This is a genomic window from Marinobacter sp. (assembly GCF_052091845.1).
Lineage (GTDB): Bacteria > Pseudomonadota > Gammaproteobacteria > Pseudomonadales > Oleiphilaceae > Marinobacter.
Map to the genome: position 1 here is coordinate 68,625 of NZ_JBQDCO010000005.1, position 25,135 is coordinate 93,759.

Here is a 25,135-nt window from a genome sequence, read left to right on the forward strand (position 1 = left end):
GCGTGGAACAGCAGCCAATAATCATCAAGCGAAAAAAGGTCATTGCCGCGGGCCATCACGGTGGCTCGTGGAAAGTGGCTTTTGCCGACTTCGCAACGGCGATGATGGCCTTTTTCCTTGTGCTCTGGCTCACGGCAACCGCCTCGCCCGAGCAGATAAAAGCCGTGGAAGGCTACTTTCGCGATCCTGTGGGGTTCACCGAAGGCGGGTCACCCAACCCGGTGGATCTTGAAGGCAGTGCCTCTGTTGTTAGCGAAGCCGGCCAGGATATTGAATCAGACCCGATGGTTATTAGCGACGACGTGGTGGATACCCTGTCTGATACGCTTGAACAGCGTCGCATGGAAGAGCTGTTTCAAGAGTTAAAGCAGCGAATTGAAGAAAATCAAACCCTGCAGGCCTTCAAAGACCAACTTCTGATTGATATCACCGATGAAGGGCTGCGAATCCAGATAGTAGATCGCTCTGGCCGCCCCATGTTTGATAGCGGGAAAGCAGAGCTGAAATACTATTCCCAGGAAATTTTGTTCGAGCTGGCCAAAACCCTCGGCTCGGTGGATAACAAGCTCAGCCTGACCGGCCACACAGACGCCAAACCGTTTGGCGGTCGGCCCGGTTATACCAACTGGGAGCTTTCTGCTGATCGCGCCAACACAGCAAGGCGCGCATTGGTTGCCGGCGGAGTGCGCGCGCAGCAGATTGCCAGAGTAGTGGGGTTGAGTGATTCAGTGTTATTTGACAAGAAAAAGCCGAATGCACCGGTCAACCGCCGCATTTCTATCATTGTTCTGAATAAAAAAACCGAGAACAGCATCCACAGCAGTGCCAGTGCGAAAGGCGCCCCGCTGATTGACCTGACAGCCCCTACCGAGGAAGAGCAAACAGAAGCCATGGAACAGCTGGAGAGCGGCGAGTGGCTTAAAGACAAGCCAGAACCCGCACCCGGCGAGCTAAGCTGGTAGCTCACCGGGCGTTGTTATCCTGGTTGGCTTTAAGCCCACGCTGGTTCTGCTCTGCCATATCCTGAAGAATACGATGAAAGCTGCGCAACCGCTCCTGGCTGAGAATGCCCGCTACGGCTGCCGCATCAATGGCACAGCCAGGATCGCCCATGTGCCTGCAGTTACGAAACCTGCAATCGCCGATAACGCCACGAATCTCGCGAAACCCGTACTCGATTTCCTGCGGCGTCATATGCCAGAGCCCAAACTCCCGAATACCCGGTGAGTCAATCAAATCGCCACCCATGGGCAAGTGGAAGAGCTTCGCAGTGGTGGTGGTATGAATGCCTTTGCCGGTGCTTTCAGAGACCGCACCTACCCGAATGGCCTCATCTGGCATCAACGTCTGGATAATCGACGACTTACCAACCCCCGACTGGCCCACAAATGCACTGGTTTTGCCCTTCACCAACGCCTCAACCTCCGGCGAAGGCCCGCCGTCGAATTGCACTGCCGACGTGCAAACCACCTCATAGCCCAACGCCGCATAGCGTGCCAGCAGGGCATCAATCTGCTCACGATTCTGATCCGTGATCAAATCCGTCTTGTTCAGAAGAATCACTGCCGGAATATCTGTGGTCTCGGAAGCTACCAGATAGCGGTCAATCAAATTGTCATGGGGTTCCGGCTCCGGCGCGATCACCAGAATAATATGATCAATGTTCGCTGCCACCGGCTTTACAGCACCAAAATTATCCGGTCGCTGCAGCAAATTATCACGCTCGCAGCGGGCAACAATCACCCCGGTTTCACTTTTGCCGGGTCGCCAGATAACCCGATCGCCCGTCACCAAACTATCGATATTCGCACGAACAAAGCAGCGCACAACCTCACCGGTTTGTTCACCCTCCAGGGCCTCCACATCAAGCTGCTGCCCATAATGGGCAATAATCAGCCCCTCCTGCTCCGGCCCTAATTCACCGGCCTCGGCCTGCGCCTGAACCGACTTCTCCTTACGAGCCGCGCGGGCCGCCCGTTCCTCCTGAACCTTCTTGATCCGGAATTGCTGTTGCTTGTTCAGTTGCCGTTTTGCCATAGGGTCTCAGTTAACACGGATGAAAGTGGTGTAGTAGCTGTGCCATCATACTGCATCATTAGCTGTTCACGGTATAACGCTGAATTACGGGGCGGAGCTTCGCTTTTCTAAAATACTTAAGCCAGGCGGGATATATCACTGAACTACGGGGTGGGGCTGCTTCTTGCTGTCCGGGAATGCCGGCGGCCAAGGATGGCCGACGACAAGCGCACATGGATGTGCTCGTAGCGGTTCCCGGACAGCAAGAAGTAGGCACGCCTTTCACCTAAGTCTGAGAGTTTAGAGGAAAAAAGAATGTCAGCAGGCAACTACCTGGTCTGGATTGATCTGGAAATGACCGGCCTGGATCCGGAAAAAGAACGCATCATCGAGATGGCGACCATCATCACCGATTCAGAATTGAACCTGGTGGCAGAAGGGCCGGTTATTGCAATTAACCAACCCGACAGTCTGCTGGATGCCATGGACGAATGGTGCACCAGAACCCACGGTGAAAGCGGCCTGACCAAGCGCGTTCAGGAAAGCAAAATTACCGCAGCCGAAGCCGAGCAGCAAACCATCGCCTTCCTCAAGGAATACATGGAAAAGGGCAAATCCCCCCTGTGCGGTAACAGCATCGGCCAGGACCGTCGCTTTCTCGTGAAATACATGCCCGAACTGGAAGACTTCTTCCACTATCGCAACCTGGACGTTTCCACCATCAAGGAACTGGCCCGCCGCTGGCGCCCGGATGTGCTGAACGGCGTTAAAAAGAAAGGCAGCCACCTGGCCCTGGACGACATTCGCGACTCCATCAATGAATTGCGCCACTACCGCGAGCACTTCTTCAAGCTATAAACCGTGCTGCGCCAAGGCCCATTGAACATGCTCGCGGACCATATCCGAAGGATGGTCCGCGCGCTGTTTAAGCGCCTCAATTACAGGAATGGTTGAAGGTGCATTGCCCAGCCCCACCGCGAGATTACGCAACCAGCCCTCATAGCCGGTTCGGCGGATAGCCGAGCCCTCCGTACGCTTCAAAAACTGCTCCTCCGTCCACATAAACAACTCAGCCAGCGAGCTGTTATCCAGGCCATGCCTGGGCTGGAAATCATCCTCTTGGGTCGGTTTTTTGAATTTTTGCCAGGGGCATACAAGCTGACAGTCGTCGCAACCGAACACCCGGTTACCCATCAGCGAACGCAATTCCTCCGGAATGCTGTCTTTCAGCTCAATAGTGAGGTAGCTGATGCAGCGCCGGGCATCCAGTTTGTGCGGCCCCACAAATGCATCTGTTGGGCACTTGTCCAGACAATAGGAGCAGCTGCCGCAATGATCGGTGTTAAAGCCGGGGTCTACCGGTAAGGGCGCGCTGGTAAAAATCTCGCCCAGAAAAAAGAACGACCCGGCTTTTGGATGGATCAGCATGTTATTTTTGCCGATCCAGCCCAGCCCGGCCCTTTGTGCAAGCGCCCGCTCAAGCACTGGAGCACTGTCCACAAAAGCCCGGTAGTTGTAGCCGCTCACTGCTTCATCAATCTTTTTTGCCAGGGACGCCAACCGCTTACGGATGAGCTTGTGGTAATCGCGACCCAGGGCGTAGCGGGTGATATAGGCATTCTCCCGGTTAGTAAGTGCTTCTTTAGGGCTGTCAGGCGTCGGCATGTAGTCCATGCGCACAGAGATTACCCGCGTTGTGCCTGGTACCAGGGAGCTGGGAGTGTAGCGCTTGTCTCCATGGTGCCCCATATAATCCATGGTGCCCTGGTAGCCTTCATCCAGCCAGTCTTGCAAATGCTGGGCGTGCTCACCGGTATCTGCAGTGGTGATGCCGGCATCGGAAAAGCCGTGCTCTCTGGCCCATTGCCGGATAAGTGCTGGTAAATCAGTCAGTTCTGGTTTGGGAGATGTAGCAGTTTCTGTCGTGCTCATAAACACCACGGTTGTATCCGCCTTTCAGAGAATGGGAGTACGGATATTTAATTTGATTAAGTTATGACCTTTTCTGCAGTTTTGCTATGCTTTACAGCTAACTGGCCAATTTTCTTAAACCGGATTCTGTAACGGGAGCCAAGGCCCATGCCACAGCTTGCTGGAGACAGTTTATCAGATGCACTGTTTTCCGCCGATTCTGTGCGTCGCATTGATCAATATGTCATCAAGCAGCAGGGTGTTGATGGTTTCGACCTGATGCAATCGGCAGCTCGGGCAGCCTTTCGCCGATTAGTGGTGCGCTGGCCAGGCCTGGAACCCTTACTGGTTCTTTGTGGTGCAGGTAATAATGGTGGCGATGGATACTTGATGGCGGCGAATGCGGCGCGCCATGGGCTGGCTGTGCATTGTATTGCCGTGGCACCAACTGAAAAGCTGAGCGGTGATGCCCGCAAAGCGTGGCAGAGTGCGGTTGCCGATGGCGTAGAGGTTCGGGAGCTGACAGGTATACCCGAGCCGGAGCTGGTTTCTTTATTCGAGCGGGTGGGGCTGGTTGTCGATGCCATGCTCGGTACCGGCGTATCCGGCGCGCCGAGAGAACCTTTTGCAGGTATGATTTCACGCTGCAACCGCTCCCGGCTGCCGGTGCTGGCCGTAGACATACCCTCCGGTCTTGACGCGACAACGGGCGCGGCCAGGGGCGAGGTTGTTCGGGCAGCCATGACCGTCACATTCATTGGCAGTAAAGCCGGGCTGTATACCGGGCAAGGCGCTGCGGTGTGCGGCGATGTGATGTTTGAAGCATTGAATGCAGGTGCGGGTGTCGCTGAAAGCGGGGAGAGCCCTGTAGCTGTGCTCAGGCGCTGGGAGTCTGTTCGGAATTGGCTGCCTGAACGCCCTGCTAACGCCCACAAGGGGCGGTTTGGCCATGTGTTGGTGGTGGCTGGAGAAAGAGGCTTTGGCGGTGCCGGCCTGTTGGCAGCCGAGGCAGCGACACGCTCCGGAGCCGGGTTGGTGTCATTAGCGACGCAGCCGGGTCATGTAACCGCTGCCTTGGCGCGGTGCCCGTCGGTCATGGCCCACGGCGTGACTCATGGGGCTGAATTGCCAGCGTTGCTGGATGCCGCAACGGTTGTGGTGTGTGGGCCGGGAATAGGCCAGAACGCCTGGGGTCAGCAAATGCTGCAACAGGTGCTTGAGAGTGATAAGCCTCGCGTTCTGGATGCCGATGCTTTAAACCTGCTTTCTTCGCGTACGCCAAAACCTGTTGGTAATCAGATTCTGACACCGCACCCGGGTGAGGCAGCCAGGCTGCTGCATTGCACGGTTGCTGAGGTGGAGGCCGATCGGGTGGCTGCCGCAACAAAGTTGCAGTCGTTATACGGCGGCGTGATTTTGCTTAAGGGCGCGGGAACAGTTATTGCGTCCGCTCTGGGCGTAGTGGATATTGCCGCGGGCAGTAACCCGGGAATGGCGACTGGCGGTATGGGCGATGTGTTGTCTGGAATTTCCGGAGCGTTCTATGCCCAGATGGTCGAATCACCGGGTCCTGCGGCCGTGCTGGGCGCAGTCGTACACATTGAAGCTGCCAGCCAGGCCTCAGTAAAGAAGGGCTATATGGGATTGATACCCACAGATGTGATTGACGGCTTACCGCAGGTTTTGCGACAGGCAGAGCCCGCCAGTTACCGCAGCAGGGGCGAAGGATGAGTGTTTTCAGAAGCCAGCGCAGAGTGTTTCTGGAAGGCGAAGCCGAAACAGAGAAGCTGGGTGGTGAGTTAGCCCGTTTAGCGAAAAATTCGGGACAGGGGTTAACCGTGTTTCTCGAAGGCGACCTGGGTATGGGTAAAACAACCCTCAGCCGGGGCGTGATAAGAGGGCTTGGGCACAAGGGCTCGGTTAAAAGCCCGACTTACACACTGGTTGAGCCTTACGAAAACTTGGTACCTCCGGCTTACCACTTTGATCTTTACAGGTTGGGTGACCCGGAAGAGTTGGAATACATGGGTATTCGGGATTATTTCAACGGTGAGAGTCTGTGTCTTATCGAGTGGCCGGAGCGCGGCGAAGGGTTGCTGCCACGGCCGGATCTCGAGATTTATCTTGAGCATCAGGGGGAAGGGCGCGCGGCAACTGTCCGGGCAGGGTCTGAACTGGGTGCATCACTTTTGAATGAACTGGAACTGATCGGGCTGAGCGATTAACAGGCTTGAGCCGAATAAGCAGGCAAGTTGTATGAATAAGCACAAGCTGACAATGAAAACTCTGACGATGCTGGTGTCCGTGTGGCTACTGGCAGTATCCATGCAGGCACAGGCGGCCACAAACGTAGAGGGTATCCGTATTTGGCCGGCGCCGGATCACACGCGTCTGGTCCTGGATACCGAAGGCAAGGTCAGCCACAACATGTTTGCGCTGAGCAATCCATCGCGGCTGGTCATTGATCTGAAAAACACCCGGCTGAAAACAGATTTTGACAAACTGGATCTGTCTGGCAGCCCGGTGCGCCGCATTCGCAGTGCGCCGCGTAATGGCACAGATTTGCGAGTGGTTCTGGATCTGACCAGTGACATCAAACCCCGGAGCTTTCAGCTCGACCCTAACCAGCAGTATGGGCATCGGCTGGTTGTAGATCTGATTGACGAGAGTGGCAGCCGTTTGGAGAAAGCGACCAAGCCAACGGTAACCCATAACTCTGCTGGCAAGCGTGACGTGATTGTTGTTATTGACGCTGGCCACGGCGGCGAAGACCCTGGAGCCACGGGCCCGCGGGGCACCCGGGAAAAAGATGTGGTCCTGAAAATGTCACACACCCTGGCGGATATGATTAACAAGCAACCAGGCTACACCGCCAAGCTCACCCGCACCGGCGATTATTACATAGGCCTGAGAAATCGTACCATTCTGGCGCGCAAGTACAGCGCCGACCTGTTCGTCTCGGTGCATGCGGATGCGTTCCGTACGCCCCGGCCGAAGGGTGCCTCTGTGTTTGCGCTCTCCCAGCGTGGCGCGACCAGTGAAACGGCGCGCTGGCTGGCCAAAAGCGAAAACCGGTCTGACCTGATTGGCGGCACCGGTGGTGTGTCTTTGGACGGGCGCGACGACATGCTGGCCGGTGTGCTGCTCGACCTGTCCATGACAGCCAGTATTAATGCCAGCCTGGGTGTAGGCAGCTCCATTCTGGGCAAGCTGAGTGGCGTGGCGCATCTGCACAAGCCTGGCGTGGAACAGGCAGCGTTTGCGGTTTTGAAATCGCCGGATATCCCTTCCATTCTTGTCGAGGCGGGCTTTATATCCAACCCGCAGGAAGAGAGGAATCTGTCTACGGACTGGTATCGCAGTAAACTTTCCGGTGCCATCATGAAAGGTATCGATGAGTACTTCCAGAAAACACCTCCGCCGGGCACCTTGCTGGCATGGCAAAAGCAGAGTCGCCAGGCTGGTGGGCGCATTAGTCGGTACAAGGTTCAACGGGGCGACACCCTGTCCGGGGTGGCTCGCAAAAACCAGACAACCGTTAGCGAGTTGATGCAGTTTAACGGCCTGAGGGATGACCGTGTTATGGTAGGGCAAACCATTCGTATCCCCTCATCCTGAATAACGTCATTGACCAAGAGGTAGCCCCGAAACATGCCCTCCATCCGATTGCTCTCGCCGCGGCTGGCAAACCAGATTGCCGCGGGCGAGGTAGTTGAGCGCCCTGCATCTGTTGTCAAGGAACTGGTTGAAAACGCGCTTGATGCTGGCGCTGACCGTGTTGATATTGAAATGGAGCAGGGCGGCGTAAAGCTTATCCGGGTGCGTGATGACGGCGGTGGTATTGCCGAAGCCGATCTGCCTCTGGCGCTGAGCCGCCATGCCACTAGCAAGATTGTCAGCCTTGATGATCTGGAATCAGTCGCCTCCCTCGGGTTCCGGGGCGAAGCCCTGGCCAGTATCAGTTCTGTGTCGCGCCTCACGCTGACCTCTCGCACCCAAGGCCAGGAAGCTGCCTCCCGTGTGGAAGTAGAAGGGCGCGATATGGACGCGCACATCTCACCGGCGGCGCACCCCGTGGGCACCACCGTTGAAGTCCGGGATCTGTTTTTTAATACCCCGGCACGGCGCAAGTTCATGCGCACCGAAAAAACCGAATTTAACCACGTAGAAGAATGTGTGCGGCGCCAGGCGCTCAGCCGGTTTGATGCGGGATTTACCCTGCGCCACAATCAGCGTGTGGTACAAAACCTCAGGCCGGCCGAGTCCATGCTGGACCGGGAGCGCCGTGTCGGTTCCCTGTGCGGGCAAAAATTTATCGACAATGCGGTGGTGATCGATGCCGAGGCCACAGGTTTGCGCCTTTGGGGTTGGGTGGCGTTGCCCACCTTCTCCCGCAGCCAGGCTGATTTGCAGTATTTCTTTGTTAACGGCCGGGTGATCCGCGATCGACTGGTTGCCCATGCGGTGCGCCAGGCCTACCGTGACGTGTTGTTTAATAACCGTCATCCCGCGTTTGTGCTTTATCTTGAAGTTGATCCTGCATCGGTTGATGTGAATGTACACCCAACCAAGCATGAAGTGCGCTTTCGGGATGGTCGGCTGGTGCACGATTTCATTTTCCGAACGCTACATAAGGCACTGGCGGATGTGCGGCCCGACGATCATTTTCGGGGTGCGGTAGCCCAGTCTTTCGGCCGCGAGATCGCCGGGCAGGGGGAGCCGTTGGCCGGTGACGCAGCGCCAGCCTGGCAGGCCCGGGGTGGCCAGCCTGTTGGCCCCTCCTATGGTTCCCAGACTCCGGCAACAGGGCTCGGGGGGCAAGCGGCGCCTCAACAGGATTGGCGAGCCAGCGATCAGATGGCCTTTTATCAGTCTCTCAGTGGCGGTGGTGTAAGTACTCCGCAAGAACCCGCGTCGTTTGAAGGTACCGCGGCTATGCCGCTAGAGCAGGCGGTCAGTCCCGATGGTGGTGAAGAGCCGCCCCTGGGCTACGCCATTGCCCAGTTGCACGGTATCTATGTACTGGCTCAGGGCAGTGCCGGGATGATCGTGGTGGATATGCATGCCGCCCACGAACGGATCACCTACGAACGAATGAAGCGCGCATTGGCTGAGCAAGATCTTAAAAGCCAGCCATTGCTGGTGCCTCTGTCGCTTGCCGTCAGCCAGAAGGAGGCGGCACTGGCGGAAAGCCACGGAGCAAATTTGCAGCAGCTTGGGTTGCAGATTGAGCGCCTGGGGCCTGAGATGCTGGCTATTCGCCAGGTGCCAGCGCTGCTGCGGGGCGCTGATGCCGAACAGCTTGTGCGGGATGTCCTGTCTGATTTGATTGAGCACGGCCAGAGTGACCGGGTTGAAGCCGTTACCCATGAGCTTTTGGGTACCATGGCCTGCCATGGCTCAGTGCGGGCTAATCGCCAGTTAACCATACCGGAAATGAATTCCCTGCTGCGGGATATGGAAGCCACTGAGCGCAGTGGTCAATGTAATCATGGTCGGCCTACCTGGACGCTCGTTACGTTGGCAGAGCTGGATAAACTGTTTCTGCGGGGGCGCTAGGGTGGCCATAAAAACGCCATCACGTCCGCCTGCCATCTTCCTGATGGGGCCTACCGCCTCGGGCAAGACAGATCTGGCCATGGCGCTTTGCGATCAGCTGCCTTGCGATATCATCAGCGTTGACTCAGCAATGATTTATCGCGGCATGGACATAGGCACAGCCACACCCTCGCCGGAGGAGCTGGCCCGGGCACCGCATCGGTTGATCGACATTTGCGATCCGGCTGATATCTATTCAGCCGCCGATTTTCGCCGGGATGCGCTGGCGGAAATGGATCGGATTTCCGGTGCCGGTCGTATTCCATTGCTGGTAGGCGGAACCATGATGTATTTCAAGGCGCTGCTGCATGGCATGTCCGGGCTGCCGGCTGCCAGTCCCGAACTGCGTAAGACCCTGGAAACCGAGGCAGAACGCCTTGGATGGTCTACTCTTTACCAGGAGTTGCAGGCTGCAGACCCGGTGGCGGCAAAGCTGATACACCCGAATAACCGTCAGCGACTGATACGGGCGCTGGAAGTCATTCGCCTGACCGGTCGCCCGATTTCTGCTTACTGGGAGGCAAATGGCCCGCCCTCATCAGCGCAAGAGGCGGGCCAGCATGGCATCGAGGATTACACTTATTTTACCCAATGGCAGGCAGACGAAGCTTCAGAGCTTCCGTATACTGTCACGCAGCTTGCTATGGTGCCGCCCGAGAGGCGAGTGCTTCACGATAGGATACACCAGCGTTTTCTGAACATGCTGGAGGCGGGGTTTCTGGATGAAGTCCGGACCTTGATGGGTAGAGGCGATTTGTACCCTGATCTCCCTTCTATGCGTTGTGTCGGTTATCGCCAGGCCTGGAATCATCTGGCCGGTGTTGATGATTATGACACATTTGTAAGCAAAGGCGTTGCGGCCACCCGACAGTTGGCCAAGCGCCAGCTCACATGGCTTAGAAAGTGGTCCGACTTGAATTGGCTGAACAGCGAGGACAGGTTTATCGCTGAGGCAGCCTTGAAAAAAGTCAGACTTCGCACCACATTTAGCTCTGAATATTGACGATCTGCATTTACTAAAAAACAGGAGAACACACATGTCAAAAGGGCACTCGTTACAAGACCCTTACCTCAATGCCTTACGCAAGGAACGCATTCCGGTATCCATCTTTCTGGTTAACGGCATCAAACTGCAAGGGCAGGTAGAGTCTTTTGACCAATTTGTGATTTTGCTGAAAAATACCGTCAGCCAGATGGTCTACAAGCATGCCATTTCCACTGTTGTACCTTCCCGGAATGTTCGCATCCCGCAGCAGAACCCGGCAGGAGAGGATGAGCCTGAAGACTGATTTACCCGGATTTCCGATATTACCACCCGTGTTCCAGACGAGCCCTTTGGCTCCTATGGTCGCGGGTGTTTGTTTTTATAAAGCTGATAAACCGAAGGTTGCGGAGTTGATGCCCATTGTTTGAACGCCCGGATGTAGGTGAGCGAGCGATACTCGTACACATCGATTTTTCGTCCCACGAGGGCTCTGAAGACCCGGGTGAATTCCGGGAGCTTGTGTCCTCTGCTGGCGTTGAAGCGGTGGGAACGGTAACCGGTACTCGCAAACAGCCCAGCCCAAGATTGTTTGTGGGTGAAGGTAAACTTGAGGAAATCAGCGATGCGGTAGCGCTGCACGGAGCAGATGTGGTGTTGTTCAATCATGCCCTCAGCCCGAGCCAGGAGCGAAATATTGAGCGTGAGCTAAAATGCCGCGTGCTGGACAGAACCGGCGTTATTCTGGATATATTTGCACAAAGGGCCCGAACTCACGAAGGTAAGCTGCAGGTAGAATTGGCCCAGCTTGACCACATGTCTACGCGCCTGATACGCGGGTGGACGCACCTTGAGCGGCAAGGGGGTGGTATTGGCCTGCGCGGCCCTGGCGAGACCCAGCTTGAAACAGACCGCCGGCTGTTGCGCGAGCGCATCAAGTCTATTCACAAGCGGCTCAGCAAAGTTCGTCGCCAGCGTGATCAGGGGCGCCGGGCACGTAAACGTGCAGATATTCCGACGGTGTCTCTGGTTGGCTATACTAACGCGGGCAAATCGACTTTGTTCAACAGCATTACCCGTTCTTCGGTGTATGCTGCTGACCAGCTGTTCGCAACGCTGGACCCTACGCTCCGGCGACTGGAACTTCCGGATATCGGGCCGGTTGTTATGGCAGACACTGTAGGGTTCATTCGCCACCTGCCGCACAAGTTGGTGGAGGCATTTCGGGCAACCTTGCAGGAAACGACTGAAGCATCGCTTCTGCTGCACATTGTTGACAGCCACGATGACCGTCGCGATGAAAATATCAGCCAGGTGGAAGATGTACTGCTCGAGATTCGCGCCGAAGAAATACCTGTGCTTCAGGTATTCAATAAAATCGATTTGCTGGACAACTTCACCCCCCGGGTAGAGCGTAATGAGGAGGGTGTGCCAGTAAGAGCCTGGGTGTCGGCTGTATCCGGTGAGGGCCTGGACGGCCTTTACGATGCGATCGTCGAACGTTTGGCTGAAGATGTTGTACACTATTTTGTCTTGCTTGGGCCTGCCGATGGCAAGCTTCGGGCGCTGTTGCACGAGGCGGGCTCAGTACTCAGTGAAGAACACCGGGAAACCGGGGAAACGGTACTTGAAACCCGGCTTCAGCAACGTGACTGGCTGCAGCTTCTGAGCCGCGCTGGTAAGAGTGAAGAGTCGGTACGGTTGGACACCGAGCGTACTTGAAACCATAAGAGCTATTGCCGGGGCGATGATAAATCCCTAGTATCTGCAGCCATTCGATAAGTTAGGAACGGAGAGCATTATGGCCTGGAATGAACCGGGTGGAAACCGTAACGACAATGACCCCTGGGGAAGTGGCGGTGGTCGTCGCGGTAATGATCAGGGGCCACCAGACCTTGATGAGGCGCTGAAAAAAGGTCTGGACAAGCTCAATAAGATGTTGGGCGGTAAAGGCAAGAAATCGGGCGGCAATGGCGGTAGCTCCAGTTCTGGCGGGAGTGGCGGTTTTGGCGCCATCCTCGCACTGGCCGGCATTCTTGTCGTGGGCTATGTCATCTTCCAGTCGTTTTATACGGTGGATGAGCAGGAGCGCGCGGTGGTTTTACGGTTTGGCGAATACGCCAAAACTGAAAGCCCTGGCCTAAGGTTCAAAGTGCCGCTGATTGATGACGTAACCAAGGTTGGTGTGACCAACGTAAGAACCGCCAAATCAAGCGGCCAGATGCTGACTCAGGATTCAAACCTGGTTAAGGTCGACCTGCAAGTGCAGTATCGCGTCGGTGAGGCGCGCGCTTACGTGCTGAATGTTCGCGATTCCAACCAGGCTCTGGCGTTTGCAACCGACAGTGCGCTGCGTCACGAGGTGGGTAGTTCGTCGCTCAATGACGTGCTTACAGAGGGGCGTGTAGAGCTGGCTGTTAACGTTGAACAGCGCCTTCAGAGTTTCCTGAAAGAATATGGAACCGGTCTTGAAATTGTGCGGGTTAACGTTGAGAGCACTCAGCCACCCTCGGCGGTACAGGAAGCCTTCCGTGAAGTTCAGCGTGCCCGCGAAGATGAGCAGCGAGTGAAAGAAGAGGCAGAAACCTACCGCAACAAGGTGGTGCCTGAGGCTCGTGGTCAGGCCCAGCGCATGATCGAAGAAGCCAGCGCTTACAAGCAGGAAGTCGTCGAACGTGCCCGTGGTGAAAGCTCTCGCTTCCTGGAGCTGCTTGCCGTGTATCAAATGGCGCCAACGGTTACCCGGGAGCGTATGTATCTGCAGACACTGGAAACAGTCTTCTCGAACAGCAGCAAGATTCTTGTGGATACGGAGAGCAGCGACAATATGATGTATCTGCCACTGGATCGCTTGACTCAGGGGTCGTCGTCGCGAAGCGGAGGCGGTTCTTCCAGCAGCGACGGGCAGGTTAACGTTCAGACCCTGACTGATCAGGTTATCAAGGAATTGCGAACCAGGCAGGACACTAATGTACGGAGGAGCAGATAATCATGGGACCTAAAGGTGTAGTGGGCCTTGCAGGCGCCCTGATTGTCGTCCTGCTGGTACTGTCGAGCGTGTTTATTATTCCGGAAACCCACCGCGGGGTTATGTTGAGGTTTGGTGAGTTGGTTGAAACCGACATCGAGGCCGGCATTCACTTCAAGGTACCGGTCATTGATCAGGTTCGGGAATTTGATATCCGCGTGCTGACCATGGACCTGCCTTCGCGACAGTATCTGACAGTTGAAAAGAAACCGCTGGATGTGGACTCTTACATTGTCTGGAAGATCCGTGACGTGGATCAGTTCTACCGGGCGACAGGCGGCGATGAGTTTCGCGCCCAGTCGCTGCTCTTGTCCCGGGTGGACAACGGGCTGCGTAATGAGTTTGGTGTTCGCACCATGCACGAGGTGGTATCTGGTCAGCGTGACGAGCTCATGCACACTCTGCGTGACCGAGTGAACGAAACTTCTGTAAAAGAGTTCGGTATCGAAGTTCGGGATATCCGTGTGAAAGCTATTGAACTGCCCGGGCAGGTGAGTGAAAACGTGTATCGCCGGATGGCGGCTGAGCGTGAAAAGCTTGCTCAGGAATTCCGCTCCCGTGGACGTGAGTTGGCAGAAGGGATTCGCGCGGACGCAGATCGCCAAAAAACCGTTACCCTGGCAGAGGCTTTTGCTTCTTCCGAGGAAACCCGGGGTGAAGGTGACGGTGAGGCTGCACGCATATACGCAGACGCCTATGGCTCCAATGCAGACTTCTATAGCTTCTACCGCAGCCTTCAGGCTTATCGGAATACCTTCGCTAACAAAGATGACCTTATGGTTATCGATTCCAATAGCGAATTTATGAAATTCCTGAAGGATTCAAAGGGCGGCAGCTAAAACTCGCCCTGTGGATCGAAAAACCGGAATACCCAGGTATTCCGGTTTTTTTGTGTCTGCCAACAGTGTAAAATCCCTCAGGTTTTGGTTCGGGTTTTTCTGCCCCGAATGTCACCCTAAAAACCTGCGGGCTGCCTCGGCGAAACAGAGCGTGGCGGGCAGGATGGACAACGGAATCTCATGACAGTATCTGATCGCTGGTTGCTGCCGGACGGGGTGGAGGATATCTTGCCGCCACTGGCCGGGCAGATAGAGTCCCTGCGCCGGGATGTAATGGACACCTGCCAGCGCTGGGGCTACCAACTGGTAATTCCACCGCTAATTGAATATCTCGAATCCCTTTTCACCGGAACCGGGCACGACCTGGAGCTGCAGACCTTCAAACTGACCGATCAGTTGACAGGCCGCATGATGGGTGTTCGTGCCGATATGACGCCTCAGGCTGCGCGTATCGATGCACACACGTTGAGGCAGGAAGGGGTCACACGATTGTGCTATGCCGGGCACGTACTCCATACCCGGCCAAAGCACATGCTAACCGGGCGCACGCCCATTCAGGCAGGTTGTGAGTTGTTTGGCAGCGCTTCCCAGGCGGCTGATCTGGAAGTGATCAGCCTGATGCTTGCTACGTTACGCGTGGCCGGGTTGCGCAACGTTCATCTGGATCTGGCCCATGTGTCTATTTATGAAAGCCTGATTGGTGAGGCCGGGTTTGACCGGGACACAAACGCCAGGATTTTCGACGCGATGGCGCGAAAATCTGTCCCTGAACTGGATCAGCTGTTAGGTGATTGTGCTGCAGGCTCTGCGGGCGCACGTTTGCGCGAACTTGCCCGTATTAGCGGCGGCCCGGAGGCGGTGGCTGAGGCGCGCAAAGTGCTAAGCGGCGCGTCTGAGGATCTGGGTGCGGCTCTCGATCAGCTGGACCAGGTTGCCGAGATGCTGACCAGAGACTTTCCGGAGGTCAGTTTTGGCTTCGATTTTTGTGAGCTACGGGGATACAACTACCACACAGGCCTGGTTTTCGCGGCTTATGCGCCGGGTCACGGCGACGCCGTTGCCAAGGGCGGTCGATACGACGCCATCGGTGGCGATTTTGGCCGAGCTCGACCTGCCACAGGTTTCAGCCTCGATATAAGAGCCCTCGTTACACTGGGTGATCATTCTGTCAGTGCCAGGAAAGCAGTATGGGCGCCTGCGGTGAACGATGAAGAACTGGAACGTTCCATTTCTGAGCTTCGGGTGACCGACACCGTTATCCGGGCTTTACCGGAAGACAAAGGGGTCGATCCCTCAGCCCGTGGCTGCGACCGAAAGCTGGTAAAGCAGGGTGGTCACTGGGTGGTTCAGAAATTAGGCTAACGCTGGCGTAACGCCAGCGGGTTGCGGTTAACTCATTCAGGTATATTTGCTACATTTGCAAGACGCACGCCTACCGTGTGCGCATTGAGAGAGAATCATGGGTAAAAACGTTGTTGTGCTGGGCACCCAATGGGGTGATGAAGGTAAGGGGAAAATCGTCGACTTGCTGACAGAAAAAGTCGCGGCGGTGGTGCGTTTTCAGGGCGGCCACAATGCGGGCCACACCCTGGTTATCGATGGTAAAACAACAGCGTTGCACCTGATTCCCTCCGGTATTCTGCGGCAGAACGTTCAGTGCTTGATTGGCAATGGTGTTGTTCTGTCGCCAGAAGCGCTGCTTAAAGAAGTTCGTGGGTTGGAAGCGTCCGGCGTAGCGGTTCGCGATCGGCTTCGCATCAGTCTGGCTTGCCCGCTTATTCTGCGCACCCATGTGCGAATTGATCAGGCTCGTGAGCATGCCAAAGGCAACGACAAAATCGGTACGACCGGCCGGGGTATCGGCCCAGCGTATGAAGATAAAGTGTCTCGCCGCGGCGTGCGTCTTGGCGATCTGCACAACATGGCAGATTTCGAGGTGAAGTTGCGGGAAATCATGTCGTATCACAACTTTGTGCTGACCGAATACTTCAAGGAAGAGGCCGAAGACGTAGATGCAGCACTAGAAGAGCTGAGGCAAATGGGCGATGAAATCCTGCCCATGGCAGCCGACGTGACAGACTTGCTCCATGACTATCGCAAGCGTGGCGACGATATCATGTTCGAAGGTGCCCAGGGTTCCTTGCTGGATATAGATCTGGGTACCTACCCGTATGTAACCTCCTCCAATACGACGGCTGGTGGTACGGCAACAGGTTCTGGTTTTGGCCCTCTGTATCTCGACTATGTGTTGGGTATTACCAAAGCCTATACCACCCGTGTTGGTGCCGGTCCTTTCCCCACTGAGCTGTTTGACGAAATGGGCGAGCACCTGGCTATTAAAGGCAACGAGGTAGGCACCACGACCGGTCGGTCCCGTCGTTGTGGCTGGTTCGATGCCGTTGCCTTGCGCCACGCCATTCAGATCAACAGTGTGTCTGGTATTTGCCTGACAAAACTGGATGTTCTGGACGGACTGGAAACAGTAAAAGTGTGCGTGGGCTACAAAACGCCTAACGGCGAGATTAACCGCCCGCCAATTGGCTGTGACAGCTATAAGGATATCGAGCCAATATACGTAGAGTTGCCGGGCTGGAATGAAACCACATTTGGTTTGACCACACTGGAGCAGCTGCCGGAGAACGCAAAAGCGTACATCCACTTTCTGGAAGAGCAGATTGAAGCGCCGATTGATATTATTTCTACCGGCCCTGATCGGGTGGAGACGATTACCCTGCGGCACCCGTTTGGTGGCTAGTTGGTCAGTCTTAAAAAACCGCCCTGCCGTCAGGCACGGCGGTTTTTTTGTGCTCTTTTATGGTCAGGGCTTCTCGGCGATGACGGTTGCCCGAAGCGGGCCGGGATAACCCTCTATGGTTTTGGAGGGGTCTTCCGGATCCAGGAAATCCTGAAGGGAATTAAAACGCATCCAGTCTGTACGGCGCTGTTCACCGGTTGTGGTTTCCGAGACATCCACAACCCGGGCGTTACGAAAGCCCGTGCGGTCAAGCCAGCGCAGCAGCGTGTCACAGCTGGGTAGAAACCACACGTTACGCATCTGACCATACCGGTCCTCCGGCATCAGGCTATAGCCCTCCGGACCGTCTACCACAAGCGTTTCCAGAACCAGTTCTCCTCCCCGGCGTAACGTACCCTTGAGCTCCAGAAGGTGGTCGAGAGGTGACCGCCGGTGATAGAGCACGCCCATGGAAAAGGTAGTGTCAAAAGCTTCAAGCCCGTCGGGTAAGTCCTCCATGCGTATCGGTAGCAAGTCCACTGGTACATTGCCCAGATAACGCTTTACGCTGAGAAACTGGAACATGAACAACAACCCGGGGTCAATTCCCACAACCCGCGACGCACCTTCCCCCAGCATGCGCCAGCAGTGATACCCTGAACCACAGCCCACGTCCAGAATGCGTCTGCCCGAAAGGTCTGAAAGGTAGGGCGATACACGATCCCACTTCCAGTCTGAGCGCCATTCGGTGTCAATGTGCGTGCCAAAGAACTCGAAGGGCCCCTTGCGCCAGGGCATGAGACCTCGAAGCCCGCTTTCAAGGGAATCTTGCTGGCTCACGCTCAAAGCATGGGGCGAGCGAAGGGTGATGGCCGACGCGTTGAGCTCTGAGGTTGCATCGGGTATCTCCGGCAGACTGTCCATTGCCGCCTGCCAGCGTTTCAGATCGCCGTGCGGGTTGGTGTCAAAGCGGCGGATTAGCTGGGCCCGGATGGCGTCTGCCCATTTACTCTGACTGGTATTGTCCAGCTCGGCTAACAGTTGCTCAAAGTAGCGTCGCCAGTCGAAATTTGCCATGGTTTGCTCGCGGTTCGTATGGAGTTAATCAGCCTTGATAGCCAGCATGGATACGAAGTTGAAGCACTGGTACCAGACCAGCACCCGGTTAAAGCCTGCGTCTTTCAAGCGTTGTTTGTGGGCGTCCAGGGTTTCCGGAATCAGTACCTGCTCGATCGCGCTGCGCTTCTGGCTTATTTCCAGGTCAGAGTAGCCGTTCGCACGCTTGAATTCATGGTGAAGACGGGTCTGGATTGCCTGCTCATCTTCCGAATCGAAGCGGATTTTTTCCGAAAGGATCAAGACGCCGCCGGGCAGGGTGGCCCTGGCAATGTTGCTCAACAGGTTGCTACGTTGCGCTGGTGGAACAAATTGCAAAGTGAAGTTCAGGGTGGTGACCGACGCGTTCACCAACTCGGTTTGCTGTATGTCTTCACAGCGCAGGCTTACCGGCAGTGGGTGGTCGTCCAGTGCTATGTAGTGTTCGCAACGCTCCACCATGGCTTTGGAATTATCAACGCCAACCAGCAGGCAATCTTCGAACGCAATGCCGTGGCGCATAGCCAGGGTGGAGGCGCCGAGTGAACAGCCGAGATCGTAGCAGTTGGATCCGGGTTGGGCGTATTGCTCGGTAATGACCTCAATCATCGGAATGATCGTGGTATAGCCGGGTACGGAGCGCCGGATCATGTCCGGGAATACCCGGGCCACAGCTGCATCAAAACGAAAATCGTCGGGCTGTCGTTCGGTAGCAAACAAGCGGTCTGTTTGCTGCTCAGGTGAGCGGGCTTTTTTACTCATCGCCGGCGGGCTCTTTTGGTTGCACAGGCGCATCAGCATCAGGCTCGGGTATTGCTGCTGGCGCAGTCGGCGAGGGTCGGTAGCAGCGCACGCCGCGGTTTTTGTAATCCACAAGAATGCCACGGAAAGATGGGTCTACATCTGCCGCAATAGCCATGTAGCCGTTTTCGCAGACTGCGTGTAGCTCAGAGGCCTTTGGCGACATGCGGAAGGTTTCACCCTCGGTAATATGGATCGCCTGGAAGTCCCCAACCGGTACGTGATCCTTGTTATCCGAATGGTCGATGCGACCGCTTAATTCCAGCACAACGACTGTGCCCACGATAGCGACCAAGGCGGTCACAAAAAGACTGCGGATGGTGTAACTGGCCTCGTTCTGGCTCATGCTTACCTCATGTTGAATGTGAGTAAATAATCAGTATTGACCGGGAAGAGTAATAGAGGGCGCTTGCAAGGCTGCCAGCTGCTCTCTCAGGGATAGCACCTGATCCGACCAGAATCTGGGCTGGGCGAACCAGGGGAAAAAGCGCGGAAAAGCCGGGTCGTCCCAGCGCTTTGCCAGCCAGGCGCAGTGACTGATCTGTCGGTAGCAACGCAAGGGTTCAATCAAGTGTCGTTCGCGGCGGTTAAAATCCCTGAAGGTTTCATAGCCTTCCAATAGCTCACCCAGTTGCGCACCGCGCTCACTATCGTCGCCGTTCAGCAGCAGCCACATATCCTGTATGGCGGGGCCGGTACGGCAGTCGTCCAGGTCTACAAAAAGCATCTGCTCATCCCGGCACAGTATGTTACCCGCATGGCAGTCGCCATGCAGTCGCAGTGTGTCTAGCGGGCCGGTGTCTTCTATGCGGGCGCGACAGTGGGTTAACAGGTCCGGTATCAGGCTGTCCCAGGCGGGGCGAAGATCCGCCGGAATCCAGTCGCCCTCCAGCAGCAGAGCGTTGCTGGCTTCTATACCATCTACAAGTGACAGGGTTGAGCGATGCTGGAATGGCTTCAGTGCGCCAATGTTGTGAATCTGGCCGAGCCATTGCCCTAGCCTGTATAGCGTGTCGGTAATGCTCGTATCCGGCGCTTGGCCACCACGCTGGTTGAAGGCGGCAAACAAAAAGTCGCCATGTTTTCCGAGGGTTTTGCCCGATGGCATCACCAAGGGCGCAACCACCGGAATATCGGCGTCCAGCAACTCCCGGGTGAACTCGTGTTCCTCGCGAACCTGTTCGTCGGTCCAACGCCCTGGGCGGTAAAACTTGGCGATCACCGGGGGGGCGTCATCCAGTCCTACTTGGTAAACGCGGTTTTCATAACTGTTCAGGGCAAATAAGCGCCCACTCACAGCAAAACCGGCATCCTCCATGGCATCCAGTATTGCATCTGGTGTCAGGGCATCGTAAGGGTGTGCGGATACGTGGGTCATAATACGAGGCCGGGTGATAAATGTGGGCCCAAGTATACCTGCTTGGCCACGCTCACGTAACGCGGCTGTGACTAACCGGGTGTTCGGGCCAGTGCCCAGATCTGGATATCTCTGGCACCTGCCTGTCGAAGGGTCGATGCAAGCGCCCGCACGGTTGCGCCTGTCGTAACCACATCATCCACAATGGCAACCCGTTCAGGCACGCTGGCGCGCATTTCGAACACGCCCTGCAGGTTTGCCAGCCTGGCTTCCCGGCTTAGCCCGCGCTGGGCCTTAACCTTGCGCACCCTGCTAACAACGCCCGCATCGACAGGAATATTCAGCCTCTTGCCTATTTTCTCAGCCATGTCCTGGGCCTGATTAAAACCCCGCGAGCGCCGCCGCGCCGGGAGCATGGGTGAGGGGATCAGGATCTGTGGTTTCTCATCTCTGCAATCCTGAAAGGCAGATTCAAGATAGCTTGCAAAGCCTTCAATCAGTGGCCGGGCAAACTTATGCTGCCGGTTATATTTGTAGCGACTAATCATGTTGTCGATCGGGTACTGGTAGCGCCAGGGTATGAACGAACGATTAAAAGGCGGTGGTAATTTCAGGCAGTCACCGCAAGTGTAGCCGTTGCCTGAATAAGCTAAAGGCAAGGCGCAGCATTGGCAGTGCCATCGGTTAACCGGCAGGTCCGCCAGGCACTGGCTGCATAAACCGTTGATAGCGTTAGCACAAAGGCAGCCAACGCACAGTCCTTTGGCTTTTTCTCTGTTAACTCTGTCTGTCATTAAGGTTGACAGCCAGGCTGATCCCTTTATCATCTGATTCATCCGTAAACCAAGATACCGACAAAGGTTAACAGGACTTCTGTATGACTGCCACAGCACTACGCCACGACTGGACACTTCAGGAAGCCAGGTCACTTTTCAACTTGCCTTTTAACGATTTGTTGTTCCGGGCCCAATCCATACACAGGGAGCACTTTGATCCCAATGAAGTGCAGGTAAGCACCTTGTTGTCGATCAAAACAGGTGCCTGCCCGGAAGACTGCAAGTATTGCCCCCAGAGCGGCCACTACAACACGGGCCTGGAAAAAGAAAAGCTGCTGGAAATCGAGAATGTGGTGGCCGAAGCCCGTGCCGCCCGGGAAAAAGGCGCGTCGCGTTTTTGCATGGGGGCTGCATGGCGCAGCCCGGCGGCAAAGGATATGCCCTATGTGCTGGATATGATTCAGCAGGTGAAATCCCTGGGCCTGGAAACCTGCATGACGCTGGGCATGTTAAAGCCGGAGCAGGCGGCAGAGTTGGCCGGTGCCGGGCTGGACTACTACAACCACAATCTGGATACCTCTGAGAAGTATTACAGCCACATTATCACCACCCGCACGTATCAGGACCGCTTGGACACGCTGGATAACGTGCGTCAGGCCGGAATGAAGGTCTGCTGTGGCGGCATTATGGGTATGGGTGAGGATGAAGATGACCGGGTGGGGCTGCTGACCCAATTGGCAAATTTGCCACACCATCCGGAGAGTGTGCCGGTGAATATGCTGGTGAAGGTAAAGGGCACACCCATGGAGAATGTGGAAGATCTGGATCCGTTCGAGTTTATCCGTGTGCTTGCGGTGGCGCGGATTATGATGCCGGCTTCTCATGTGCGGCTTTCTGCGGGTCGGGAAATGATGAATGAGCAGATGCAGGCGCTGTGCTTTTTCGCGGGAGCGAATTCTATCTTCTACGGCGAGAAGTTGCTGACCACTTCGAATCCGGAGGCGGATGCAGATATGGCATTGTTCCGCCGCCTGGGTATTCGGCCAGAGCAGCGGCAGCAGTGTGCAACCGAGGAGCAGGAGCAAGAGGCGATTGCTGGCGATTTGGAACATGAGGCCAATCGGCACATGTTTTATGACGCTACCCGGGAATCTGCTTAGGTTCTGGCACTGGCAAATATAAAGCTGGTTATTTCTCTGGATACTTAATCTTGCGTGATTTCATCTCAGAATTGGAGCAACGGAAACAGGCTGGCCTCTACCGGGCTCGCCGACAGGTTTCCGGCCCCCAACAGCCGGCTATAACCACCGACGGTAAGCTGTTGTTGTCTTTTTGCAGCAACGATTACCTTGGTTTAGCCAACCACCCAGAGACTATTGAAGCCCTCCGGTGTGCCTTGCCTGAAACCGGGCTCGGAGGTGCATCATCCCATCTGATCTGTGGGCATCATGAGGCACATCATCGCTTGGAAGAGCGTCTTGCCGCGTTTACCGGGCGCAGTTCGGCGTTGTTTTTCTCCACCGGTTATATGGCCAACCTGGGTGTGATTTCTGCATTGGCGGGTCGTGGCGATACGGTGTTTTCAGATCGATTAAATCATGCTTCTATTATCGATGGTTGTATTCTCAGCCGGGCGAAAGTGCGTCGCTATGCTCATGGGGATGTGGCTGCGCTGGCGGCCATGCTGGCGGAGACATCGGGCCATAAGCTGGTGATTACAGACGGTGTATTCAGTATGGATGGTGATGTTGCACCCCTGAAAGAGTTAGCGCAGGTGTGTCGGGATCACAATGCCTTGCTGGTGGTGGATGACGCTCATGGCTTTGGGGTTCTTGGTCCGCAAGGTCGGGGGGCTGTGGCGGAGCTTGGGTTATCAGAAGCCGATGTGCCGATTCTGGTAGGAACGTTAGGCAAGGCTGCTGGCACAAGCGGTGCCTTTGTGGCTGGGCCAGAGATACTGATGGATTATTTGGTGCAAAAGGCCCGCACTTATATTTATACCACGGCGATGCCCCCGGCGTTGGCGCTAGCTACGCGTGCCAGTCTTGACGTGATTGAACAGGGTGATGAGCGGCGTTCGCATCTGCAAGGCTTGATCGACCGGTTTCGGCGAGAGGCTATCGCATTGGGTTACGAGTTGATGCCTTCGCGCACGCCTATTCAACCAATAATGGTCGGCAATAACCGGACTGCCTTGGCGCTAAGCCAGGCCCTTGAGGCGCGTGGATTGTTGGTGACCGCCATTCGGCCACCCACGGTGCCGGCTGGTGAGGCGCGTTTGCGGGTTACGTTTAGTGCGGCTCATTCCGATGAACAACTGGATTGCCTGATGCAGGCGTTGTCTGATTGCCGGCACTTGTTGAATAAAAAGGGCGTTGCTTCGTGAGTGTTGCACCAGGGGACAGGCGTCTTGTTGTGGTTGGTGGCTGGGGCGTACCCGTGGAAATGCTGGCAGACGTTTATGAGTTCTGGCCTGGGCCAGTTGAGCTGATATCGCTGGATGACACGCTTGTTTCCTGTTGTGACTCGGTTTGTGCAGTGGCAGATCAGTTGCTGTCGCGGTATACCGAGCCGTCGGTCTGGGTGGGTTGGTCCTTGGGGGCTCAGGTTGTTATGGAGGCAGCTTGTCAGAATACATACGCGGTTTCTGCAGTGGTTACCCTCGCCGGTTTCCCCAGGTTTCTTGCAGATGAGCGTTGGCCGCACGGTATGTCAGCCGACCAGTTTGAAACGTTTCGCCGCGGACAGGTTAAAGAGAGTGAGCGCTCTTGGCTGCGTTTTTTGCGGCTGATGATTAGCGGTGCCGCCGAAGGGCGTGTTGAGCGCCAGCGGCTTAAAGGCTGGCTCGATAAAGGGCCAGGGGTATCATCGGATAACCTGGCTAAAAGCCTGGAGTGGCTTAGGCATACAGACCAACGCTCGCTGTGGTCTCGTATAGATATTCCTGCACTGCATGTTCGCGGCGAGCGCGATCAGATTGTGTCCATGTGGACAGATGATCTGGAAACGCCGCCCTCAACACTTGCAGTCAGTATACCGGGCATGGCCCATTGGCCAGGTGGAGTATCTGCATCAGACTGTCGTATTGCGATCAACGCTTTTTTGCAGTCGTTGGCCGGAGACGCTTTATGAGCGCAGGTTCTGCAATGTCGCCGCAATTGGCCAGTAAAGCGGACATTGCCCGTGGCTTTGGCAACGCGCGGGCTACCTATGAGGGCGCGTCCCGGTTGCAGCGTCTGATGGGCAATACCATGCTCGAAATTGTGCAGAGCCAGACGCGCCAAAGTGGGTGTTCGGGCCGTGTTTTGGATCTTGGTTGTGGAACCGGCTGGTATACTCGCAAGCTGGCTGAGAATGGGCCGGCTTTTTTTGTGATGGGTATGGATCTTTCGCCCGACATGGTTGCGCATGCTGGCGCAAATGCCTCACCAGACATTGCTTGGGTTACTGCAGATGCCGAGGCGATTCCCCTGCCGAACCAGAGTTGTGATCTGATATTCAGCAACCTCATGATTCAGTGGTGCGCAAACCCGGTTGAGGTTTTGCGAGAGTGCCGGCGTGTCCTTAAGCCAGGAGGCAGGCTGGCCGTGTCCACCCTGCTCGAAGGCACGTTAAGGGAACTGGATCAGGCCTGGCGGCTAGCGGACCCAGGTCAGACCCATATAAACCGGTTTGAGCCGGAAGCCGTGTTCCGGGAAGCCGTATCCCGTGAGTTACCGGGCGCTGAAATAGAAACCCGAAACCTGCGGCTACCTTATGCCTCGCCGCTGGCTTTGGCTGCGGAGCTCAAGCAATTGGGTGCAGGATACAAACATGCTGGCAGGCGTCGAACCCTGACAGCGCCGAGTCGTTTACGAGCCATGTGCCAGTATTATCCCAAACATGAAAGCAGCCCCACAGAACCTGAGAGTGGCGTGATGGCCAGCTATGAGGCTGCATGGGTTTATTGGACCTGTCGTGAATCAAACGACAAGACATAAACGAATAAGAGAAGAGTG

General features: G+C 55.9%; 24 protein-coding genes. 17 read left to right on the forward strand and 7 right to left on the reverse strand.

Annotated elements, in window-relative coordinates; all coding sequences use genetic code 11:
- Positions 1-2 precede the first annotated feature (2 nt).
- The gene (motB, locus tag ACTHYN_RS02895; RefSeq protein WP_441811000.1) at positions 3-962 is read left to right on the forward strand and encodes a flagellar motor protein MotB; all 960 of its coding nucleotides are present in this window, start codon (positions 3-5) and stop codon (positions 960-962) included.
- Between the two features lies 1 nt (position 963).
- Here the strand turns inward: motB and rsgA are convergent, their stop codons facing one another.
- Positions 964-2,037 carry a small ribosomal subunit biogenesis GTPase RsgA gene (rsgA, locus tag ACTHYN_RS02900; protein WP_441811001.1) on the reverse strand — a complete coding sequence of 358 codons (1,074 nt, stop codon included), beginning with the start codon at positions 2,035-2,037 and terminating at the stop codon, positions 964-966.
- A 294-nt stretch (positions 2,038-2,331) separates the two neighbouring features.
- On the opposite strand from rsgA, the gene orn reads away from it, so the two are divergent.
- Positions 2,332-2,874 (forward strand): oligoribonuclease, encoded by a 543-nt coding sequence (gene orn / locus ACTHYN_RS02905; protein ID WP_441811002.1) that lies wholly within the window; start codon positions 2,332-2,334, stop codon positions 2,872-2,874.
- Here orn and queG read toward each other — a convergent pair.
- The gene (gene queG, locus ACTHYN_RS02910; RefSeq protein ID WP_441811003.1) at positions 2,869-3,948 is read right to left on the reverse strand and encodes a tRNA epoxyqueuosine(34) reductase QueG; all 1,080 of its coding nucleotides are present in this window, start codon (positions 3,946-3,948) and stop codon (positions 2,869-2,871) included. The two genes, orn and queG, sit on opposite strands and share 6 nt — an antisense overlap.
- A gap of 147 nt (positions 3,949-4,095) precedes the next feature.
- Here queG and ACTHYN_RS02915 point away from each other — a divergent pair, with 147 nt between their 5' ends.
- The 11 genes from ACTHYN_RS02915 to ACTHYN_RS02965 all read left to right on the forward strand — a co-directional run bounded on the left by ACTHYN_RS02915 (position 4,096) and on the right by ACTHYN_RS02965 (position 17,129).
- Positions 4,096-5,658 carry an NAD(P)H-hydrate dehydratase gene (locus tag ACTHYN_RS02915; protein WP_441811004.1) on the forward strand — a complete coding sequence of 521 codons (1,563 nt, stop codon included), beginning with the start codon at positions 4,096-4,098 and terminating at the stop codon, positions 5,656-5,658.
- A complete protein-coding gene (gene tsaE / locus ACTHYN_RS02920; protein ID WP_441811005.1) occupies positions 5,655-6,152 on the forward strand; it encodes a tRNA (adenosine(37)-N6)-threonylcarbamoyltransferase complex ATPase subunit type 1 TsaE in 498 nt (165 codons plus the stop codon). The genes ACTHYN_RS02915 and tsaE overlap by 4 nt, the downstream gene beginning before the upstream one ends.
- Before the next feature lie 52 nt (positions 6,153-6,204).
- Positions 6,205-7,545 (forward strand): N-acetylmuramoyl-L-alanine amidase, encoded by a 1,341-nt coding sequence (locus ACTHYN_RS02925; RefSeq protein ID WP_441811040.1) that lies wholly within the window; start codon positions 6,205-6,207, stop codon positions 7,543-7,545.
- Between the two features lie 33 nt (positions 7,546-7,578).
- Entirely contained in the window at positions 7,579-9,486 is a 1,908-nt protein-coding gene (mutL, locus tag ACTHYN_RS02930) for a DNA mismatch repair endonuclease MutL (protein ID WP_441811006.1), read from the forward strand.
- 43 nt (positions 9,487-9,529) lie between these two features.
- Entirely contained in the window at positions 9,530-10,528 is a 999-nt protein-coding gene (gene miaA, locus ACTHYN_RS02935; protein WP_441811041.1) for a tRNA (adenosine(37)-N6)-dimethylallyltransferase MiaA, read from the forward strand.
- A gap of 34 nt (positions 10,529-10,562) precedes the next feature.
- Entirely contained in the window at positions 10,563-10,814 is a 252-nt protein-coding gene (gene hfq / locus ACTHYN_RS02940) for an RNA chaperone Hfq (RefSeq protein ID WP_441811007.1), read from the forward strand.
- A gap of 116 nt (positions 10,815-10,930) precedes the next feature.
- A complete protein-coding gene (gene hflX, locus ACTHYN_RS02945; protein WP_441811008.1) occupies positions 10,931-12,229 on the forward strand; it encodes a ribosome rescue GTPase HflX in 1,299 nt (432 codons plus the stop codon).
- A 79-nt stretch (positions 12,230-12,308) separates the two neighbouring features.
- On the forward strand, positions 12,309-13,496 hold the full coding sequence (gene hflK / locus ACTHYN_RS02950) for an FtsH protease activity modulator HflK (RefSeq protein WP_441811009.1): 1,188 nt from the start codon (positions 12,309-12,311) through the stop codon (positions 13,494-13,496).
- Positions 13,497-13,498: 2 nt separating this feature from the next.
- Entirely contained in the window at positions 13,499-14,374 is an 876-nt protein-coding gene (hflC, locus tag ACTHYN_RS02955) for a protease modulator HflC (protein ID WP_441811010.1), read from the forward strand.
- Between the two features lie 180 nt (positions 14,375-14,554).
- Positions 14,555-15,736 carry an ATP phosphoribosyltransferase regulatory subunit gene (locus ACTHYN_RS02960; RefSeq protein ID WP_441811011.1) on the forward strand — a complete coding sequence of 394 codons (1,182 nt, stop codon included), beginning with the start codon at positions 14,555-14,557 and terminating at the stop codon, positions 15,734-15,736.
- Positions 15,737-15,833: 97 nt separating this feature from the next.
- Positions 15,834-17,129 carry an adenylosuccinate synthase gene (locus ACTHYN_RS02965; RefSeq protein WP_441811012.1) on the forward strand — a complete coding sequence of 432 codons (1,296 nt, stop codon included), beginning with the start codon at positions 15,834-15,836 and terminating at the stop codon, positions 17,127-17,129.
- A 63-nt stretch (positions 17,130-17,192) separates the two neighbouring features.
- Here ACTHYN_RS02965 and cmoB read toward each other — a convergent pair whose 3' ends face one another.
- The 5 genes from cmoB to ACTHYN_RS02990 form a co-directional block, all read right to left on the reverse strand.
- Entirely contained in the window at positions 17,193-18,185 is a 993-nt protein-coding gene (gene cmoB / locus ACTHYN_RS02970; RefSeq protein ID WP_441811013.1) for a tRNA 5-methoxyuridine(34)/uridine 5-oxyacetic acid(34) synthase CmoB, read from the reverse strand.
- A 24-nt stretch (positions 18,186-18,209) separates the two neighbouring features.
- Positions 18,210-18,965, reverse strand: coding sequence for a carboxy-S-adenosyl-L-methionine synthase CmoA (gene cmoA / locus ACTHYN_RS02975; RefSeq protein ID WP_441811014.1), 756 nt, complete (start codon positions 18,963-18,965; stop codon positions 18,210-18,212).
- Complete coding sequence (locus ACTHYN_RS02980) at positions 18,958-19,350, reverse strand: kinase (RefSeq protein WP_441811015.1); 393 nt, start codon at positions 19,348-19,350, stop codon at positions 18,958-18,960. The genes cmoA and ACTHYN_RS02980 overlap by 8 nt, the downstream gene beginning before the upstream one ends.
- Before the next feature lie 30 nt (positions 19,351-19,380).
- The gene (locus tag ACTHYN_RS02985; RefSeq protein ID WP_441811016.1) at positions 19,381-20,382 is read right to left on the reverse strand and encodes a serine/threonine protein kinase; all 1,002 of its coding nucleotides are present in this window, start codon (positions 20,380-20,382) and stop codon (positions 19,381-19,383) included.
- A 71-nt stretch (positions 20,383-20,453) separates the two neighbouring features.
- Positions 20,454-21,155, reverse strand: a complete 702-nt coding sequence (locus ACTHYN_RS02990; RefSeq protein WP_441811017.1) for a ComF family protein — start codon at positions 21,153-21,155, stop codon at positions 20,454-20,456.
- Positions 21,156-21,238: 83 nt separating this feature from the next.
- Here ACTHYN_RS02990 and bioB point away from each other — a divergent pair, with 83 nt between their 5' ends.
- From bioB to bioC, 4 genes are read left to right on the forward strand one after another with little or no spacing between them, the layout of a single operon-like run.
- The gene (bioB, locus tag ACTHYN_RS02995; protein ID WP_441811018.1) at positions 21,239-22,297 is read left to right on the forward strand and encodes a biotin synthase BioB; all 1,059 of its coding nucleotides are present in this window, start codon (positions 21,239-21,241) and stop codon (positions 22,295-22,297) included.
- Between the two features lie 50 nt (positions 22,298-22,347).
- Positions 22,348-23,523, forward strand: coding sequence for an 8-amino-7-oxononanoate synthase (gene bioF, locus ACTHYN_RS03000; RefSeq protein ID WP_441811019.1), 1,176 nt, complete (start codon positions 22,348-22,350; stop codon positions 23,521-23,523).
- Positions 23,520-24,269 (forward strand): alpha/beta fold hydrolase, encoded by a 750-nt coding sequence (locus ACTHYN_RS03005; RefSeq protein WP_441811020.1) that lies wholly within the window; start codon positions 23,520-23,522, stop codon positions 24,267-24,269. Before bioF ends, ACTHYN_RS03005 begins: the two co-directional genes overlap by 4 nt.
- Positions 24,266-25,117: a malonyl-ACP O-methyltransferase BioC gene (bioC, locus tag ACTHYN_RS03010; RefSeq protein WP_441811021.1), complete on the forward strand. Its 852-nt coding sequence runs from the start codon at positions 24,266-24,268 to the stop codon at positions 25,115-25,117. Before ACTHYN_RS03005 ends, bioC begins: the two co-directional genes overlap by 4 nt.
- Positions 25,118-25,135: the final 18 nt, after the last annotated feature.

Coding starts and splice junctions, on each gene's coding strand:
- rsgA (WP_441811001.1), bottom strand. CDS start 2,037: ATGGCAAAACGGCAACTGAACAAGCAACAGCAATTCCGGATCAAGAAG.
- ACTHYN_RS02990 (WP_441811017.1), bottom strand. CDS start 21,155: ATGACAGACAGAGTTAACAGAGAAAAAGCCAAAGGACTGTGCGTTGGC.
- ACTHYN_RS02915 (WP_441811004.1), top strand. CDS start 4,096: ATGCCACAGCTTGCTGGAGACAGTTTATCAGATGCACTGTTTTCCGCC.
- queG (WP_441811003.1), bottom strand. CDS start 3,948: ATGAGCACGACAGAAACTGCTACATCTCCCAAACCAGAACTGACTGAT.
- ACTHYN_RS02980 (WP_441811015.1), bottom strand. CDS start 19,350: ATGAGCCAGAACGAGGCCAGTTACACCATCCGCAGTCTTTTTGTGACC.
- bioC (WP_441811021.1), top strand. CDS start 24,266: ATGAGCGCAGGTTCTGCAATGTCGCCGCAATTGGCCAGTAAAGCGGAC.
- tsaE (WP_441811005.1), top strand. CDS start 5,655: ATGAGTGTTTTCAGAAGCCAGCGCAGAGTGTTTCTGGAAGGCGAAGCC.
- bioB (WP_441811018.1), top strand. CDS start 21,239: ATGACTGCCACAGCACTACGCCACGACTGGACACTTCAGGAAGCCAGG.
- ACTHYN_RS02985 (WP_441811016.1), bottom strand. CDS start 20,382: ATGACCCACGTATCCGCACACCCTTACGATGCCCTGACACCAGATGCA.
- orn (WP_441811002.1), top strand. CDS start 2,332: ATGTCAGCAGGCAACTACCTGGTCTGGATTGATCTGGAAATGACCGGC.
- hfq (WP_441811007.1), top strand. CDS start 10,563: ATGTCAAAAGGGCACTCGTTACAAGACCCTTACCTCAATGCCTTACGC.
- hflC (WP_441811010.1), top strand. CDS start 13,499: ATGGGACCTAAAGGTGTAGTGGGCCTTGCAGGCGCCCTGATTGTCGTC.
- miaA (WP_441811041.1), top strand. CDS start 9,530: ATGGGGCCTACCGCCTCGGGCAAGACAGATCTGGCCATGGCGCTTTGC.
- cmoA (WP_441811014.1), bottom strand. CDS start 18,965: ATGAGTAAAAAAGCCCGCTCACCTGAGCAGCAAACAGACCGCTTGTTT.
- hflK (WP_441811009.1), top strand. CDS start 12,309: ATGGCCTGGAATGAACCGGGTGGAAACCGTAACGACAATGACCCCTGG.
- ACTHYN_RS02925 (WP_441811040.1), top strand. CDS start 6,205: ATGAAAACTCTGACGATGCTGGTGTCCGTGTGGCTACTGGCAGTATCC.
- ACTHYN_RS02965 (WP_441811012.1), top strand. CDS start 15,834: ATGGGTAAAAACGTTGTTGTGCTGGGCACCCAATGGGGTGATGAAGGT.
- cmoB (WP_441811013.1), bottom strand. CDS start 18,185: ATGGCAAATTTCGACTGGCGACGCTACTTTGAGCAACTGTTAGCCGAG.
- mutL (WP_441811006.1), top strand. CDS start 7,579: ATGCCCTCCATCCGATTGCTCTCGCCGCGGCTGGCAAACCAGATTGCC.
- ACTHYN_RS02960 (WP_441811011.1), top strand. CDS start 14,555: ATGACAGTATCTGATCGCTGGTTGCTGCCGGACGGGGTGGAGGATATC.